The organism is Arenimonas malthae CC-JY-1 (genome assembly GCF_000747075.1).
In the GTDB taxonomy this organism is placed as follows: Bacteria; Pseudomonadota; Gammaproteobacteria; order Xanthomonadales; family Xanthomonadaceae; genus Arenimonas; species Arenimonas malthae.
Map to the genome: position 1 here is coordinate 1 of NZ_AVCH01000001.1, position 15,804 is coordinate 15,804.

Below are 15,804 nucleotides of genomic sequence, written 5' to 3' on the forward strand. Positions count from 1 at the left end.
GGCCGTGCCTGTCGCTGTCGGTCGCCGGCCCGGCCCTGCGCATCATGAATGGCAGCGAAGAGGGCGCCGCGCTGCGCGCCCCGCGCTTGCGCGAACAGGGCCCGCTCACGCTACTCTGCGCACGCACGCCCGGTGGCCGCACGCTGCGGCTGGCCTGGTGGCCCGACACGCTGGACGCGGCGGGCCGCCGCCAGCTCCGGCTCGCGGTGGCCGCCTCGTCCCGCCATGACCCCATCCTGCCCGCCGTGGCAGCCTAGGACCCCATGTTCCAGCCCCTGCCATTCTCGATCGGCCTGCGCTACCTGCGCGCCAAGCGCCGCAACGGCTTCATCTCCTTCATCTCGATGGCGTCCATCCTGGGCATCATCATCGGCGTCATCGCGCTCATCACCACCATCGCGGTGATGAGCGGCTTCCAGCAGGAACTGCGCGACCGCATCCTGGGCATGGTGGCGCACGCCACGGTGTCGGGCCTCGACGGCCCGCTGCAGGACTGGCCGCGCGCGGTCGAGCTGGCCGGCCAGGACCCGCGGGTGCTGGGCGCCGCGCCCTATGTCGAAACCGAATCGCTGGTGCAGGGCCTCAACCGCCGCGGCGCCATCATCCGCGGCGTGTTGCCCGAGCTCGAACCGCGGGTGTCGGAGCTGGGCGAAAAGATGGTCCAGGGTTCGCTGGCCGACCTCAAGCCCGGCGGCTACGGCATCGTGCTCGGGCGCGAACTCTCGCTCATGCTCGGCGCCGGCGTCGGCGACGCGGTGAACGTGTACATCTCCGAATCCACCGTCACCCCGCTCGGCGCCATGCCGCGCGCGCGGCGCTTCACCGTGGTCGGCATCTTCGAGGCCGGCGCGCAGGAATATGACCTGGGCATGGCCCTGGTGCACCTGCAGGACGCGCAGAAGCTGGGCCGGATGGGCGAGGGCGTCACCGGCGTGCGCCTGAAGCTCAACGACCTCTGGCAGGCCTGGCCGGTGGCGCGCGACCTGAGCGACCGCCTCGACGGCGCCTACCGCGTGCGCGACTGGACCCGCGACCATGCCAACTTCTTCCGCGCGCTGAAGATGGAAAAGACGGTGATGTTCATCCTGCTCTCGCTGGTCATCGCCATCGCCGCCTTCAACCTGGTGTCCTCGCTGGTGATGCTGGTGCAGGACAAGCAGTCCGACATCGCCATCCTGCGCACGCTGGGCATGTCGCCCGGCGGGGTGATGCGGGTGTTCGTGGTGCAGGGCCTGGTGATCGGCGTGGTCGGCATCGCCATCGGCGTGGCCGGCGGCGTGCTGCTGGCCAGCAACCTCTCGCACGTCGTGCGTTTCGTCGAAGGCCTGGTCGGCGCCGAGCTGATGCCGTCGGACGTCTATTACATCTCCGGCGTGCCCACCCTGGTGGACCCCATGGACGTGCTGTCGGTGGCGGGCGTGGCCTTCGTGCTGTGCCTGCTGGCGACGATCTACCCGGCCTGGCGCGCCTCGCGCACCGACCCGGCCACGGCGCTGCGTTATGAGTGAGGCCACGAACATGGACGTCGTCATCCGCTGCGAGAAGCTGGGCAAGACCTACGAGGAAGGCGACCTGCGCACGCCGGTGTTCGACCGCCTCGACCTCACCGTCCGGCGCGGCGAAACCGTGGCCATCGTCGGTGCGTCGGGCGCCGGCAAGAGCACGCTGCTGCACCTGCTGGGCGGCCTGGACCAGGCCAGCTCCGGCGAAGTGCACGTGGCGGGCCAGCGCATGTCGGCCCTGGGCGAACGCGCCCGCGGCGAACTGCGCAACCGCGCGCTGGGCTTCGTTTACCAGTTCCACCACCTGCTGCCGGAATTCACCGCGCTCGAGAACGTGATGATGCCGCTGCTCATCCGCGGCGAAGCCGTGGCCGCCGCGCAGGCGCCGGCCCGGGCGCTGCTCGAGCGCGTCGGCCTGGGCCATCGCCTCGGCCACAAGCCGGGCGAACTGTCGGGCGGCGAACGCCAGCGCGCCGCGGTGGCGCGCGCGCTGGTGACGCGCCCGGCCTGCGTGCTGGGCGACGAGCCCACCGGCAACCTCGACGAAAAAACCGCCGCCGGCGTGTTCGAGCTGATGCTGGAACTCAACCGCGAGCAGGGTACCGCCCTGGTCATGGTCACCCACGATCGCCGCCTGGCGCGGCGACTGGATCGAACCCTGGAACTCACCCAGGGGCAGCTGCGACCTTTGACCGAGGGCTAGCGTGCCGCCCGCGCGGGCGACCGCGCCGGCACCCTTCGGGCTGGCCGTAGCGGCCGGCCTGCTGGCGGGCGTGCTGTGGGTGCAGGGCTTGGCCAGCCTTCCCGAGGCTCCGTGGCACTGGGCTTGGGGTTTCGCGGGCCTGCTGCTGTGGTGGCGTGGCGAATGGCTGCGTCCGCTGGGTGCGGCGCTGCTGGGCATCGCCCTGGCTTCGGCGCAGGGTGCGGCGGCCCTGCAGGCCCGGTTGCCGGCCTCGCTGACGGGCCTGCCGCTCGAGGTGGAGGGCGTCGTCACGGGGCTACCTGCGCGCCACGAGGACGCCACGCGTTTCCTGTTCACCATCACCGGGGCACCGGGCCGCGCGGCGCCGCTGGCCGGGCGCACCGTGCGACTGGGCTGGTTCGTCGAACCGCCCGGCCAGCCGCCCGCGCTTGCCCCCGGAAGCCGCTGGCAGCTTCGCCTGAAACTGCGTCCGCCGCGCGGCCTGGTGAACCCCGGCGGCGTCGACGTGGAGCGGCGCGCGCTCGAGCAGCGCATCGCCGCTACTGGCCACGTGCTTGAACCGGAACGTGCGCGCCAGCTTTCGCCCGGAGAAGGCCTCGACGCGGCGCGAGCGGCCCTCTCCGGGCGCATCGCGGCCGCCGTGCCCGGCCCTGGCGCGCGCTTCGTGCAGGCGCTGGCGCTGGGCGACACCCGCGGCCTGGACGAACACGACTGGGAAGTGCTGCGCGCCACCGGCCTGACGCACCTGATCGCCATTTCCGGTTTCCACGTGGGCCTGGTCGCCGGCCTGGGCGCGCTGCTGGGGCAGGGGGCCTGGCGGGTGTTTCCCTCGCTGGGGCGGCGCTGGCCGCGACCCCAGGGCGCGGCGGTCGCGGCGCTGGGCATGGCGGCGGCCTACACGGCGTTGGCGGGATTCGCGCTGCCCACGATGCGCACCGCGCTGATGATCGCCGTGGTCGCGGCGGCGCGGCTGCTGCGACGCCCGCTGGGCACCGGCGACGCGCTGGCCCTGGCCGCCGTGGCCATCCTGCTGGTGGATCCGCTGAGCGTGCTGGCGCCCGGCTTCTGGCTCAGTTTCCTCGGCGTGGCCTGGTTGCTGTGGTGCCTGCCGGACGCCGCAGGGCAGGGCTGGTGGCGCCCCTTCCTGGGCGCGCAGGCGGTGGCCATGCTGGGGCTGCTGCCGCTGGGCGTGTGGTTCTTCAACCAGGCGTCGCTGCCGGGGCCGCTGGTGAACCTGGTGGGCATTCCCTGGATCAGCCTGGGCGTGGTGCCGCTGGCGCTGCTGGGCATCGCGCTGTCGCCTGCCAGCGATGCGGCGGCGACGCTGGCCTGGCAGGGCGCCGCCGCGCTGATGCAGGCGCTGTGGTGGGTACTGGAGTACGTCGCCGACTGGCCTGCCGCGCTGGTGTGGCTGCCGGCGCCGACGCCGCTGGCGGTCGCGCTGGCCCTGGCGGGCGTGTTCTGGCTGCTGCTGCCGCGCGGCGTGCCCGGCAAACACCTGTCGCCGCTGCTGCTGTTGCCCCTGTTATGGCCCGCGCTGCCGCGGCCCGCGCACGGCGAGGCCGACCTGGTGCTGGTGGACGTCGGCCAGGGCCTGTCGCTGCTGGTCCTCACCGAGCGCCATGTACTGCTGTACGACGCCGGTCCCGCACCGGTGCGCGGCCTCGACGCCGGCGAAACCGCGGTGCTGCCCACCTTGCGCGCACTCGGCGTGCGCCGGCTGGACGCGCTGGTCATCAGCCACGGCGACAACGACCACGCCGGCGGCGCGCCGGCCGTTATCGCGGCCATGCCACCAGCCGCGGTGTTCGCGCCCGAAGGCTGGGCCGGCCCCGGCATGCGCCGCTGCGAACAAGGCGGGGAATGGACCTGGGACGGCGTGCGCTTCCGCTGGCTGCACCCCACGCCGTATTTCCCCTACCTGCGCAACGACAGCAGCTGCGTGCTGCGCATCGAGGCCGGCGGCGCCACCGCGCTGTTGCCCGGCGACATCGGCCGCCACGTCGAGGCGCGGCTGGCGAAGCTCCCACCGGCGGCCATCCGCAGCGACCTGCTGGTGGTGCCGCACCACGGCAGCGACACCTCGTCGAGCCTGGACTTCCTGGCGGCGGTGCGGCCCTCGCTGGGTTTGCTGCCGGTGGGCCACGAGAACCGCTTCGGCCTGCCCAAGGCGCAGGTGCTGGCGCGGTACGACCGTTACGGCGTGGCCCTGCACGACAGCGCGGGCAGCGGTGCCATCCGGCTGCGCCTGGGTCGCGGCGGCGTGCAGGTGCTCGAACGCTGGCGCCAGGACCACCCGCGCTACTGGCGCCATGCCACCCCCGGCGGCGGCACAGGCTATGCTATCGGCGACCCCCCAACGGCAAAGGTGTGGCGTGCTGGAACTGATCAAAGCGGGCGGCTGGGTGATGGCGCCGATCATCGCGCTGGCCGTGCTGGCCCTGGCCATCATCCTCGAACGCTTCTGGAGCCTGCGCCGCAGGGAAGTGCTGCCCCCGGGCCTGGGCGAGGAGGTCCGTGACTGGGCCCGCGGCCGCCAGCTCGACCCCAAGCACATCGACATCCTCCGCCACAATTCGCCGCTGGGCGAACTGCTGGCCGCCGGCCTGGACGTGCGCCACCGCCCGCGCGAGATCATCAAGGAGCGCATCGAGGACGTCGGCCGCCACGTGGCGCACCGGCTCGAGCGTTTCCTCAACACCCTGGGCACCATCGCCGCGGTGACGCCGCTGCTGGGCCTGCTGGGCACCGTGTTCGGCATGATCCAGATGTTCCTGGGCATCCTCACCTCCGGCGTCGGCGACGCCAACAAGCTTGCCGGCGGCATCGGCCAGGCGCTGATCAGCACGGCCGCGGGCCTGTGCGTGGCGATCCCGGCGGTGATGTTCCACCGCTACCTGCGCGGCCGGGTGACCGAGTACGTGGTGGACATGGAAAAGCAGGCCATCGCCCTGCTCGACGCGCTCGACGAGGCCCCGTCGGCCACGCCCGGCAAGCCGCCGCGGGCGACCAAGGCCCGGGGTGGCGAGGCATGAAGCTGGGTTCGGGCCGGGTGCCCGACGAGCCGGAGATCAACCTCGTCTCGCTGATCGACGTGGTGTTCTGCCTCATCATCTTCCTGGTGGTCACCACCACCTTCGACCACCGCTCGGCGCTCAAGATCGTGCTGCCCACCACCCAGTCCAGCGCCGAGGTCGAAGCGGCCGAGCCGCTGACGATCCTGGTGGACGCCGACGGCCGCTTCTTCATCGGCAGCAACGAAGTGCTCAAGCGCGACGCCACCTCCCTTCGCGAAGCCATCGCCCGCGTGGCGGGCAGCGACCGCGAGCGCCCGGTCGTGGTGCGCGCCGATGCCCGCGCCGACACCCAGGCCCTGATCACGGCCATGGACGCGCTGGGCCAGCTCGGCTTCACCCGCATCTCCATCGCCACCACGCCCGAGGCCCGGCCTTGAGCAAGGAGACTTCGGCCTGGGTGATCTACCGCCGCCTGCTCGGGCGGGCGCGGCGCTACTGGCCGCTGCTGGCCGCGGCCGGCGTCGGCATGCTGTTCGAGGCGGGGGCCGCGGCGGCCTTCACCTGGATGATGAAGCCGATGGTGGACGAGACCTTCGTCGCCCAGAACCCGGACATGCGCTGGTCGATCCCGCTGGCCATCGTGCTGCTGTTCCTGGTGCGTGGCGCCGCCACCTTCGCCACCGACTACGGCATGGCCCGCACCGGCCGCAGCGTGGTGCGCGACCTGCGCGAGGACATCCTGGCCAAGTACCTGCGCCTGCCCAGCGTGCGCTTCGACCGCGAGCCGGTGGCGGCCATGGTGTCGCGCCTGAACTACGACACCGAGCAGGTCACCCAGGCCAGCTCCGACGCGATCAAGGTGATCCTCACCGACACGCTCACCATCGTCGCCCTGCTGGGCGTGATGTTCTACTACAGCCCGCGCGTCACCTTGGTGATGCTGGTGCTGGCGCCGCTGATCGCCGGCATCTCCTCGGTGGTGGGGCGCCGCTACCGGCGCATCAACCGCGGCATCCAGGACGGCGTGGCCAACATGGCGCAGATCGCCGAGCAGGCGCTGTCGGCCCAGCAGGAAGTGAAGATCTACGGCGCCCAGGACTCCGAGCTGGCGCGCTACCGCGACCTGGTGGGCCGCAACCTGCGGCTGGGCATCAAGGTGGAATCCACCCGCGCCGCCGCCTCGTCCATGGTGCAGATCCTGGCCGCCATCGGCCTGGCGGTCATCCTGCTGGTGGCGGGCCACGAAGCCAGCCGCGGCCGAATGACCGCCGGCAGCTTCGTGGCGCTGCTCACCTCGATGATGGCCCTGCTGCCCTCGCTCAAGCGCATCACCAACGTGCAGAGCCTGGTGCAGAAGGGCGTGGCGGCGGCCGACCGCCTGTTCACCATCCTCGACGAACCCGACGAGGACGACCGCGGCACCCGGCCGCTGCAACGCGCCCGCGGCGAGCTCGAATTCCGCGACGTGTCGGTGACATACCCGGGCCAGGAAGCGCCGGCGCTGTCGGGCATTTCCTTCACCGCCGCGCCGGGCACCGTGACGGCCATCGTCGGCCGCTCGGGCAGCGGCAAGTCCACGCTGATCCGCCTGCTGCCGCGCTTCTACGAGGCCAGCAGCGGCCAGGTGCGGGTGGACGGCCACCCGGTGGGCGATTACCGCCTGGCCGACCTGCGCCGGCAGATCGCCATGGTTGGCCAGCGCGTGATGCTGTTCGACGACACCATCGAGGCCAACATCGCCTACGGCGCCGCCGCCGGCACCGAGCCCGAGCGCATCCGCGCGGCCGCCCGCGATGCCAATGCGCTCGAGTTCATCGAACGCCTGCCGGGCGGCTTGCAGGCTCACATCGGCGAAAACGGCGGCCTGCTCTCGGGCGGCCAGCGCCAGCGCCTGGCCATCGCCCGCGCCATCCTCAAGGACGCGCCCATCCTGATCCTGGACGAGGCCACGGCCGCGCTCGACACCGAATCCGAACGCCTGGTGCAGGACGCGCTCAACCGCCTGATCCCCGACCGCACCACGCTGGTCATCGCGCACCGCCTGTCCACGGTGGAACACGCCGACCAGGTGCTGGTGCTCGACGGCGGCAAGCTGGTGGAGCAGGGCACGCATGCCCAGCTGCTGGCGCGGGGTGGGCTTTACGCCCACCTGCACCGCATGCAGTTCCGCGAGACGGAGGCCGGGTGAAAGCCGCGCTGGAGCACTGGCTGCTGCGGCGCTGGTACGGCGGCGTGGCGCCGGGCCCCGGGCTGCGCCTGCTGTCGCTCGTTTACCGCGGGCTGCTGGCGGTGCGCGCCGCGCTCTACCGGCGCGGGCTGCGCCGCGTGCACCGGCTGCGGGTGCCGGTGCTGGTGGTGGGCAACCTGGTGGCCGGCGGCAGCGGCAAGACCCCGCTCACCATCGCCCTGGCGCGGGCGCTGGCGGAACGAGGCTGGCGGCCCGGCATCGTCAGCCGCGGCTACGGCCGCCGTTCGCAGGAACCCGTGCGCGTCACCCCGCACCTGCCGCCGGAAGTCTGCGGCGACGAACCGCTGCTGATCGCCCGCCGCACCGGCCTGCCGGTGTTCGTGGACAGCGACCGCGTGGCCGGTGCGCGCCGCCTGGTCGCCGAGGGCTGCAACCTGGTGATCGCCGACGATGGCCTGCAGCATGTGCGCCTGGGCCGCGACATCGAAATCGAAGTGGTGGACGGCCAGCGCCGCCACGGCAACGGCCTCCTGCTGCCGGCCGGCCCGCTGCGCGAGCTGCCGGGCCGGCGCGTGGATTTCCGCGTGGTCAACGGCGGCACGGCGGGCGAGGGCGACTGGCCCATGCGCCTGCGCCTGGGCGAGGCCGAGCCGCTGGACGGGGGCGCCTCGCGCCCGCTGGCCCTGTTCGCGCCGGGGCCGGTGCATGCGCTGGCCGGCATCGGCAACCCGGGGCGCTTCTTCGCCTCGCTGCGCGAAGCCGGCCTGCAGGTGCACGAACACCCTTTTCCCGACCACCACGCCTTCCTCGCCGCCGACCTGCGCTTCAGCCCGCCGCTGCCGCTGCTGATGACCGAGAAGGACGCGGTGAAGTGCGTCGATTTTTCCCTGGCCAATGCCTGGTTCGTACCGGTGTCGGCGGAACTGCCCGCCGGCCTGCTCGATGCGATCGCCGAGCGCCTGGCCGACTGGAGCCCCGTGAATGCCTGAGACCGATTTCATCGTCGCCATCCCCGCGCGCTACGGCGCCTCGCGCCTGCCGGGCAAGCCGCTGCGCCTGATCGCCGGCACGCCGATGGTGGTGCACGTGGCGCGCCGCGCCCTGGCCGCCGGCGCCCGCGGGGTGGTGGTGGCCACCGACGACGCCCGCATCGCCGGGGCACTGCGCGACGAAGCCCTGACCGTGTGCATGACCCGCGCCGACCACGCCTCCGGCACCGACCGGCTGGCCGAATGCGCCGACCAGCTTGGCTGGGCCGACGACACCATCGTGGTGAACCTGCAGGGCGACGAACCCTTCGCCCCGCCCGAAGGCATCCGCGCCGTGGCCGAAGTACTCGCTTCGGGCACGGCGGGCATGGCCACCCTGGCCGCGCCCATAGAAGACGCCGACACCCTGTTCGACCCCAACGCCGTCAAGCTGGTGCGCGACCGCGCCGGGCACGCGCTGTACTTCAGCCGCGCGCCGATCCCGTGGCAGCGCGACCGCTTTGCCCGCGACCGCACCACGCTGGGGCCGGGTCCGGTGCTGCGCCACATCGGCATCTACGCCTACCGCGCCGGCTTCCTGCGCGAATTCACCCGGCTGCCGCCCGGCGAGCTGGAAACCCTGGAGGCGCTGGAGCAGCTGCGCGTGCTCGAAGCCGGCCACCGCATCGCCGTGGGCCTGACGCCGGTGCCGTTCCCGCCCGGCGTGGACACCGAAGCCGACCTGGCGCGGGCGGATGCCCGTTTCCGGGCTGACAATAAACTTTAATAATGTGACGTAACTATTTGAATATCTTGTTTGTATGCATGGGCAACATCTGCCGTTCGCCCCTGCTGGAAGGCTGGGCGGCGCACCTGCGCGCGCAATCACCGGTGGCGTATTCGGTGGATTCCGCCGGCACCGGCGGCTGGCATGCCGGGCAGCCGCCCGACCCGCGCGCCATCGCCGCCGCCCTGCGCGCCGGCGTGGACATCAGCGGCCAGCGCGCCCGGCAGCTGCAGTTCGCCGATTTCCAGCGCTTCGACCTGGTGCTGTGCGCCGACCGCGACAACCTGGCGGCGGTGAAGTCGCTGGCGCCCACGGCGGCCAAGGGCCGCATCGCCCTGGTGCTGGACTGGAGCGGGGTAAGGCGCAACGGCGAAGTGCCGGACCCGTATTACGGCGACACCCGCGATTTCGACCACGTCTGCGCGCTGGCCCGCGAGGCCGCCGACGGCTTGCTGCGGCGTTTGGCCAGGGAGGCATAATGCCTTCGTTCCCCCGGACAGCCCCCGCATGAATCCAGCCCTGGTCGCCGCCCCCGAACTGCAGCCCAGCCTGCAGTGGCTCAACGCCACGCCGCAGCGCATCGAGGCGCAGCGCGGCCGCGTGCTGGCCCTGGTGTTCTGGAACGCGGCCTCGGCCTACTGCCACACGCTGCTGGAAGACCTGGTGCGGCTGCAGGCGCGCTTCCCGGTGGGGCTGTCGCTGCTGGGCATCCACCAGCCGAAGTTCGACTCGGAACTCGACGGCCGGCTGGTGCTCAAGGCGGTCAACCGCCTGGGCCTGCCGTTCCCGGTCGCCAACGACCGCGGCTGGACCACCTGGCAGCACTACGGCATCCAGGGCTGGCCCTCGGTGGCGCTGATCGACACCCGCGGGCGGCTGCGCCAGGTGTTCACCGGCGACGACCAGTCCGGCGCCATCGACGTCGCCGTGCAGGGCCTGATCGACGAAGTCGGCGGCGCCGTGATGCCGGGCGAACCGGCCCGCCGCACCGGCGCCGAACCGCGCCTGCCGCTGGCTTTCCCGTCCGGCCTGGCCGTGGGCGAAAACCACCTGTACGTGGCCGACACCGGCCACCACCGCATCCTCGAATGCACCCATTCGGGCCGCGTGCTGCGCGAGTTCGGCACCGGCCACGGCGACCTGGTGGACGGCGCGCCGGAAGACGCCGCCTTCCGCCTGCCGCGCGGCCTGTGCCTGGTGCGCGAATCGCTGTACGTGGCCGACACCGGCAACCACGCGCTGCGCCGCATCCGCCTGCTCGACGGCGTGGTCGAAACCCTGCTCGGCAACGGCCGCGCCGGTCCCGTGCGCGAGGGCAGCGGCAAGGCCGCGGAGCTGCCACTCAACCAGCCCTGGGACGTGGTCGGCACGCTCGACCGCATCTACATCGCCATGGCCGGCACCAACCAGATCTGGGACTACGAGCTGGGCGGGGCGAAGCTTCGCCGCGTGGCCGGTTCGGGCGAACTGGGCATCGCCGACGGCCCGGCCGCCAGCGCCATGTTCGCGCACCCGGCCGGCCTGGCCCAGGTGCAGCAGACGCTCTACATCGCCGACGCCGCCAGCTCCGCCATCCGCAGCCTGCAGGTGGCCCAGGGGCAGGTGCAGACGCTGGTGGGGCAGGGACTCTACGAGTTCGGCGACGAGGACGGGCAGCGCCGCGAGGCCCGCCTGCAGTTCCCGCAGGCCATCGCGCTCGACCCGTCCAGCCCGGTGCTGTGGATCGCCGACAGCTACAACGGCAGCCTGCGCCGGCTGCGCCTCGGCGGCGGCGACGTGGCCACGCACCCGCTGTCGCACGCCCTGGAACAGCCGGCCGCGCTGGCCACCGGCCCGGGTTCGCTGTGGATCGCCAACACCGGCGCGCACGAAGTGCTGCGCTACGACCTGGGCAACGGCAAGCTGGCCCGCCTGCCGATCGGCGAATGACCGAGCCCGCAGGTGGAGCCGCCGGCTTCGACGGCAAGGCCTTCGTCCGCAAGCTGACGCCCGCGCCGGGCGTGTACCGCATGCTGGGCGCCGACGGCAGCGTGCTCTACGTGGGCAAGGCGGCCTCGCTGAAGAAGCGCGTGGCCAGCTATTTCCTCAAGGAACAGCCCTCGCGGCGCATCGCCCTGATGGTGGCGCAGATCGCCAACATCGAGGTCACGGTGACGCGCACCGAAAGCGAGGCGCTGATCCTGGAGAACCAGCTGATCAAGTCGCTGCGGCCGCGCTACAACGTGCTGCTGCGCGACGACAAGAGTTACCCGCAGATCCTGCTCACCGACGAAACCTGGCCGCGCCTGGCCTACCACCGCGGCCCGCGTTCGCTGCCGGGGCGCTACTTCGGGCCTTACCCCAGCTCGGGCGCGGTGCGCGAGACGCTGGACCTGATGTTCAAGCTCTTCAAGCTGCGCAGCTGCGAGGACAGCGTGTTCCGCAACCGCAGCCGGCCCTGCCTGCAGCACCAGATCGGCCGCTGCACCGCGCCTTGCGTGGGGCTGGTGCCCACCCGCGAGTACGACGCCACGGTGCGCCGCGCGGTGCTGTTCCTGGAGGGCCGCAGCACCGAACTGGTGGACGAGCTGGGCAAGGCCATGGAAGCGGCCAGCGCGCGGTTGGAGTTCGAGCAGGCGGCCCAGCTGCGCGACCAGATCGCCGCCATCCGCCGCATCCAGGCCCGCCAGTACGTGGAGGGCGAGCAGGTGGAGATGGACGTGCTAGCCTGCGTGGTGGACCAGGGTTTGGCCTGCGTGCTGCTGATGGCCTTCCGCAACGGCTTCAACCAGGGCACGCGCAGCTATTTCCCCAAGGCCAACGGGGTGGAGTCGCCGGAGGAAGTGCTGGGGGCCTTCGTGGCCCAGCATTACCTCGAGCAGCGGCCGCCGCGCGAGATCGTGCTCAGCCACGCCATCCCCGACCAGGACCTGCTGCAGGACGTGTTCACCGGCCAGGCCGGGCGCAAGGTGGAGCTCAAGGCCTCGGTGCGCGGCGAACGCGCGCGTTACCTCGACATCGCCCGCCAGAACGCCGCCCTGGCCCTGGCCACCGAGATCGGCAGCAGCGCCAGCCAGCGCGCCCGCCTGCTGTCGCTGCAGGAGCTGCTGGAGCTGCCGGAGCCGCCCAAGCGCATCGAGTGTTTCGACATCAGCCACACCATGGGCGAGGCCACCGTGGCGTCGTGCGTGGTGTTCGACGCCGAAGGCCCGGTGCGCGGCCAGTACCGGCGCTTCAACATCAGCGGCATCGAACCGGGCGACGACTACGCCGCCATGCACCAGGCGCTGGAGCGACGCTTCAGGCGCGGAGTGGAGGAGGGCGTGCTGCCCGACCTGCTGCTGATCGACGGCGGCGCCGGCCAGCTGGCCCAGGCGCGTGCGGTGCTCGACGAACTGGGGGTACGGGGCGTGGCCATGGTGGGCGTGGCCAAGGGCGAGGCCCGCCGCGCCGGGCACGAGGCGCTGGTGTTGCCCGACGGCCGCGAACTGCGCCCCGGTGCCGCCTCGCCCGGTCTGCAGCTGGTGCAGCAGGTGCGCGACGAGGCCCACCGCTTCGCCATCACCGGCCACCGCGGCAAGCGCCAGAAGGCGCGCGAAACCAGCCGCCTCGAGGACATCCCGGGCATCGGCCCGCGCCGGCGCGCCAGCCTGCTCAAGCACTTCGGCGGCCTGGTGGGGCTGAAGGCCGCGGGCGTGGAGGAAATCGCCCGGGTCGAGGGCGTCAACGCCGCGCTGGCGCAGCGCATCTACGCCGCGCTGCACGGACTTGAGCCACAATCGCCCTGAGCCCGCCCCCGGACGCCCGATGACCCTGACCATCCCCACCATGCTCACCATCTTCCGGATCATCCTGATCCCAGTGATGGTCATCGTCTTCTACCTGCCTTACGGCTGGACCAACATCGCCGCGGCGGCGGTGTTCATCCTGGGCGCGGTGACGGACTGGCTGGATGGCTGGATCGCCCGGCGCTATGGCATGTATTCCGCCTTCGGCGCCTTCCTCGACCCGGTGGCCGACAAGCTCACGGTGGCCTTCGCGCTGCTGCTGGTGGTGGAGCGCCACGACACGCCGTGGATGGCGCTGCTGAGCGCGGTGATCATCGGCCGCGAGATCACCATTTCGGCCCTGCGCGAGTGGATGGCGCAGATGGGCGCGCACGGCCTGGTGAAGGTGGCCGGCCTGGGCAAGCTCAAGACCATCGTGCAGATGACCGCCATCAGTTGCCTGCTGTTCCAGGAAGACCTGTGGCTGCTGCCGGTGTTCAAGCTGGGCGAATGGCTGCTGGCCATCGCCGCGGCCCTGACCCTGTGGTCGGGCTGGGATTACCTGCGGGCGGCCTGGCCGACCATGCGCAAGAAGGGCTGAATTCGAAAAAGGGTGTTGACAGCCGCCGGGGGAATCCCCAAAATGTGCGTCTGTTCCGCGGGAATAGCTCAGTTGGTAGAGCACGACCTTGCCAAGGTCGGGGTCGCGAGTTCGAGTCTCGTTTCCCGCTCCAGTTCGACACAAAACCCCGCCCGTCGGGGTTTTGTTTTTTCCGGGCCAGCCGCGCTAAGCTGCTCGCCCATGTTAGACACCCGGCCGGGTGGCAGAGTGGTTATGCAGCGGACTGCAAATCCGCGTACGCCGGTTCAATTCCGACCTCGGCCTCCAAATCTTGAAGCCCCGTCTCGGCGGGGCTTTTTTTTGGCCACGGATTTGCGCGGACACCGCGGCATTCCGCGCTGGCGGCCACCGCACGCTTGCGGCAACATCGCCGGAGGCCCGGGTGGCGAAACTGGTAGACGCATGGGACTTAAAATCCTCCGGCCGCAAGGCCATGCGGGTTCGACTCCCGCCCCGGGCACCACCTGAGGAGACGCCCATGCTGCCTTCGCGCTACTGGCCCTTCGCCGCCTGCCTGCTGCTGGCCGTGGCCAGCGGCGTGGCCCTGGTGTACACGCCGCTCGCCGGCTGGGGCCTGGGGGTGTTCGGGACGCTGTCGCTGGTGGGCCTGTGGGACCTGCTGCAAACCAAGCAGGCGCTGCGGCGCAACTTCCCGCTCACGGCGCATTTCCGCTACGGGCTGGAATCGATCGGCCCCGAGATCCGCCAGTACTTCATCGAGACGGACACCGACGAGCGGCCGTTCTCGCGCCAGCAGCGCGCCATCGTCTACCAGCGCGCCAAGGACGTGCTCGACAAGCGCCCGTTCGGCACCCAGCGCGACGTGTATGGCGACGACTACGAATGGATCAACCATTCGATGCGGCCGGCGCGCATCGAATCGCACGACTTCCGCATCGCGGTCGGCGAGGGCAGGGCGCAGCCCTACGAGGCCAGCGTCTTCAACATCTCGGCCATGAGCTTCGGTTCGCTCTCGGCCAACGCCATCCGCGCGCTCAACGCCGGCGCGAAGCGCGGCGGCTTCTACCACGACACCGGCGAGGGCTCGATCTCGCGCTACCACCGCGAACACGGCGGCGACCTGGTGTGGGAGATCGGCTCGGGTTATTTCGGCTGCCGCGACCCGGACGGCGGTTTCGACGAAGCCCGCTTCCGCGACAACGCCGTCGACCCGCAGGTGAAGATGATCGAGCTCAAGCTCAGCCAGGGCGCCAAGCCCGGGCAGGGCGGCATCCTGCCGGCGGCCAAGGTGAGCGCCGAGATCGCCGAGGCACGCGGCGTGCCGCAGGGCGTGGAATGCCACTCGCCGGCGGCGCATTCGGCGTTCTCCACGCCCATCGGCCTGCTCGAATTCGTCGATCGCCTGCGCACGCTCTCGGGTGGCAAGCCCACCGGCTTCAAGCTGGCGGTGGGGCATCCCTGGGAATGGTTCGCCATCGCCAAGGCCATGCGCGAAACCGGCATCACGCCCGACTTCATCGTGGTGGACGGCGGCGAGGGCGGCACCGGCGCCGCGCCGCTGGAGTTCACCGACCACGTGGGCGCGCCGATGCGCGAGGCGCTGATGCTGGTGCACAACACCCTGGTGGGGCTGGACCTGCGCAGCCGCGTGCGGGTGGCGGCGGCCGGCAAGGTGGTCACCGCCTTCGACATCGCCCGCACGCTGGCGCTGGGCGCCGACTGGTGCAACGCGGCGCGGGGTTTCATGTTCGCGCTGGGCTGCATCCAGTCGCAGAGCTGCCACACCGACCGCTGCCCCACCGGCATCGCCACCCAGGACCGCCACCGCCAGGCGGCGCTGGACCCGGCCGACAAGGCCACGCGCGTGTACAACTTCCACCGCAACACCCTGGTGGCGCTGAAGGAACTGCTGGCGGCCGCCGGCCTGACCCATCCCTCGCAGCTGGGGCCGGAGCACATCGTGCGCCGGGTCTCGTCCACCGAGGTGCGTTCGCTGGCCACGCTGCACCGCTTCGTGGCCCAGGGCCGGCTGCTGGAAGGGGTGCCGGCCGAGCACCCGGTGTTCCAGGTGTTCTGGGACAAGGCCCGGCCCGACAGTTTCGCGCCCCCGTCCGAAGCCGCCGCCATGCTGGCCACCAAGCTGCGCTAGGCCGGCGTGTTGACCGTTTCCGGCCGCCCGCGTAAGATTCGCGGCTCCTTGGGGCGGTTAGCTCAGCGGTAGAGCACTGCTTTCACACGGCAGGGGTCACAGGTTCAAATCCTGTACCGCCCACCAAGTCCCGAAAAGGCCCGGCACTGCCGGGCCTTTTT

Annotated in this window: 13 protein-coding genes, 4 tRNA genes and 1 pseudogene; all 18 read left to right on the plus strand. The window is 71.6% G+C overall.

The genetic code is table 11. The annotated features are described in order from the left end of the window. A pseudogene (locus N790_RS16220) lies at nucleotides 1-257 on the plus strand (hypothetical protein); the annotation flags it as partial. A 6-nt stretch (nucleotides 258-263) separates the two neighbouring features. Next, entirely contained in the window at nucleotides 264-1,508 is a 1,245-nt protein-coding gene (locus N790_RS00010) for a lipoprotein-releasing ABC transporter permease subunit (protein WP_043799337.1), read from the plus strand. 10 nt (nucleotides 1,509-1,518) lie between these two features. Continuing rightward, on the plus strand, nucleotides 1,519-2,205 hold the full coding sequence (gene lolD / locus N790_RS00015) for a lipoprotein-releasing ABC transporter ATP-binding protein LolD (protein ID WP_483756954.1): 687 nt from the start codon (nucleotides 1,519-1,521) through the stop codon (nucleotides 2,203-2,205). Nucleotide 2,206: 1 nt separating this feature from the next. Continuing rightward, a complete protein-coding gene (locus tag N790_RS00020) occupies nucleotides 2,207-4,726 on the plus strand; it encodes a DNA internalization-related competence protein ComEC/Rec2 (RefSeq protein ID WP_052385528.1) in 2,520 nt (839 codons plus the stop codon). Then, on the plus strand, nucleotides 4,614-5,240 hold the full coding sequence (locus tag N790_RS00025; RefSeq protein WP_052385529.1) for a MotA/TolQ/ExbB proton channel family protein: 627 nt from the start codon (nucleotides 4,614-4,616) through the stop codon (nucleotides 5,238-5,240). The genes N790_RS00020 and N790_RS00025 overlap by 113 nt, the downstream gene beginning before the upstream one ends. Then, nucleotides 5,237-5,659: an ExbD/TolR family protein gene (locus N790_RS00030; protein ID WP_043799342.1), complete on the plus strand. Its 423-nt coding sequence runs from the start codon at nucleotides 5,237-5,239 to the stop codon at nucleotides 5,657-5,659. The genes N790_RS00025 and N790_RS00030 overlap by 4 nt, the downstream gene beginning before the upstream one ends. Next, entirely contained in the window at nucleotides 5,656-7,410 is a 1,755-nt protein-coding gene (gene msbA / locus N790_RS00035; protein WP_043799344.1) for a lipid A export permease/ATP-binding protein MsbA, read from the plus strand. Before N790_RS00030 ends, msbA begins: the two co-directional genes overlap by 4 nt. Next, nucleotides 7,407-8,399, plus strand: coding sequence for a tetraacyldisaccharide 4'-kinase (lpxK, locus tag N790_RS00040; protein ID WP_211251928.1), 993 nt, complete (start codon nucleotides 7,407-7,409; stop codon nucleotides 8,397-8,399). Before msbA ends, lpxK begins: the two co-directional genes overlap by 4 nt. Further along, a complete protein-coding gene (kdsB, locus tag N790_RS00045) occupies nucleotides 8,392-9,165 on the plus strand; it encodes a 3-deoxy-manno-octulosonate cytidylyltransferase (protein ID WP_043799346.1) in 774 nt (257 codons plus the stop codon). Before lpxK ends, kdsB begins: the two co-directional genes overlap by 8 nt. Nucleotides 9,166-9,191: 26 nt before the next feature. After that, nucleotides 9,192-9,644 carry a low molecular weight protein-tyrosine-phosphatase gene (locus N790_RS00050; RefSeq protein WP_342668305.1) on the plus strand — a complete coding sequence of 151 codons (453 nt, stop codon included), beginning with the start codon at nucleotides 9,192-9,194 and terminating at the stop codon, nucleotides 9,642-9,644. 28 nt (nucleotides 9,645-9,672) lie between these two features. Further along, the gene (locus N790_RS00055) at nucleotides 9,673-11,094 is read left to right on the plus strand and encodes a redoxin domain-containing protein (RefSeq protein WP_043799351.1); all 1,422 of its coding nucleotides are present in this window, start codon (nucleotides 9,673-9,675) and stop codon (nucleotides 11,092-11,094) included. Next, nucleotides 11,091-12,932 (plus strand): excinuclease ABC subunit UvrC, encoded by a 1,842-nt coding sequence (gene uvrC, locus N790_RS00060; RefSeq protein WP_043799353.1) that lies wholly within the window; start codon nucleotides 11,091-11,093, stop codon nucleotides 12,930-12,932. The genes N790_RS00055 and uvrC overlap by 4 nt, the downstream gene beginning before the upstream one ends. 19 nt (nucleotides 12,933-12,951) lie before the next feature. Then, the gene (gene pgsA / locus N790_RS00065) at nucleotides 12,952-13,512 is read left to right on the plus strand and encodes a CDP-diacylglycerol--glycerol-3-phosphate 3-phosphatidyltransferase (RefSeq protein WP_043799356.1); all 561 of its coding nucleotides are present in this window, start codon (nucleotides 12,952-12,954) and stop codon (nucleotides 13,510-13,512) included. Nucleotides 13,513-13,569: 57 nt separating this feature from the next. Then, nucleotides 13,570-13,645: transfer RNA gene (locus N790_RS00070), tRNA-Gly, on the plus strand. Between the two features lie 81 nt (nucleotides 13,646-13,726). After that, nucleotides 13,727-13,800 (plus strand) — tRNA-Cys (locus N790_RS00075). A gap of 109 nt (nucleotides 13,801-13,909) precedes the next feature. After that, nucleotides 13,910-13,996, plus strand: a tRNA-Leu gene (locus N790_RS00080). 15 nt (nucleotides 13,997-14,011) lie between these two features. Continuing rightward, nucleotides 14,012-15,643, plus strand: a complete 1,632-nt coding sequence (locus N790_RS00085) for an FMN-binding glutamate synthase family protein (RefSeq protein WP_043799357.1) — start codon at nucleotides 14,012-14,014, stop codon at nucleotides 15,641-15,643. Nucleotides 15,644-15,694: 51 nt separating this feature from the next. After that, nucleotides 15,695-15,769: transfer RNA gene (locus tag N790_RS00090), tRNA-Val, on the plus strand. Nucleotides 15,770-15,804: the final 35 nt, after the last annotated feature.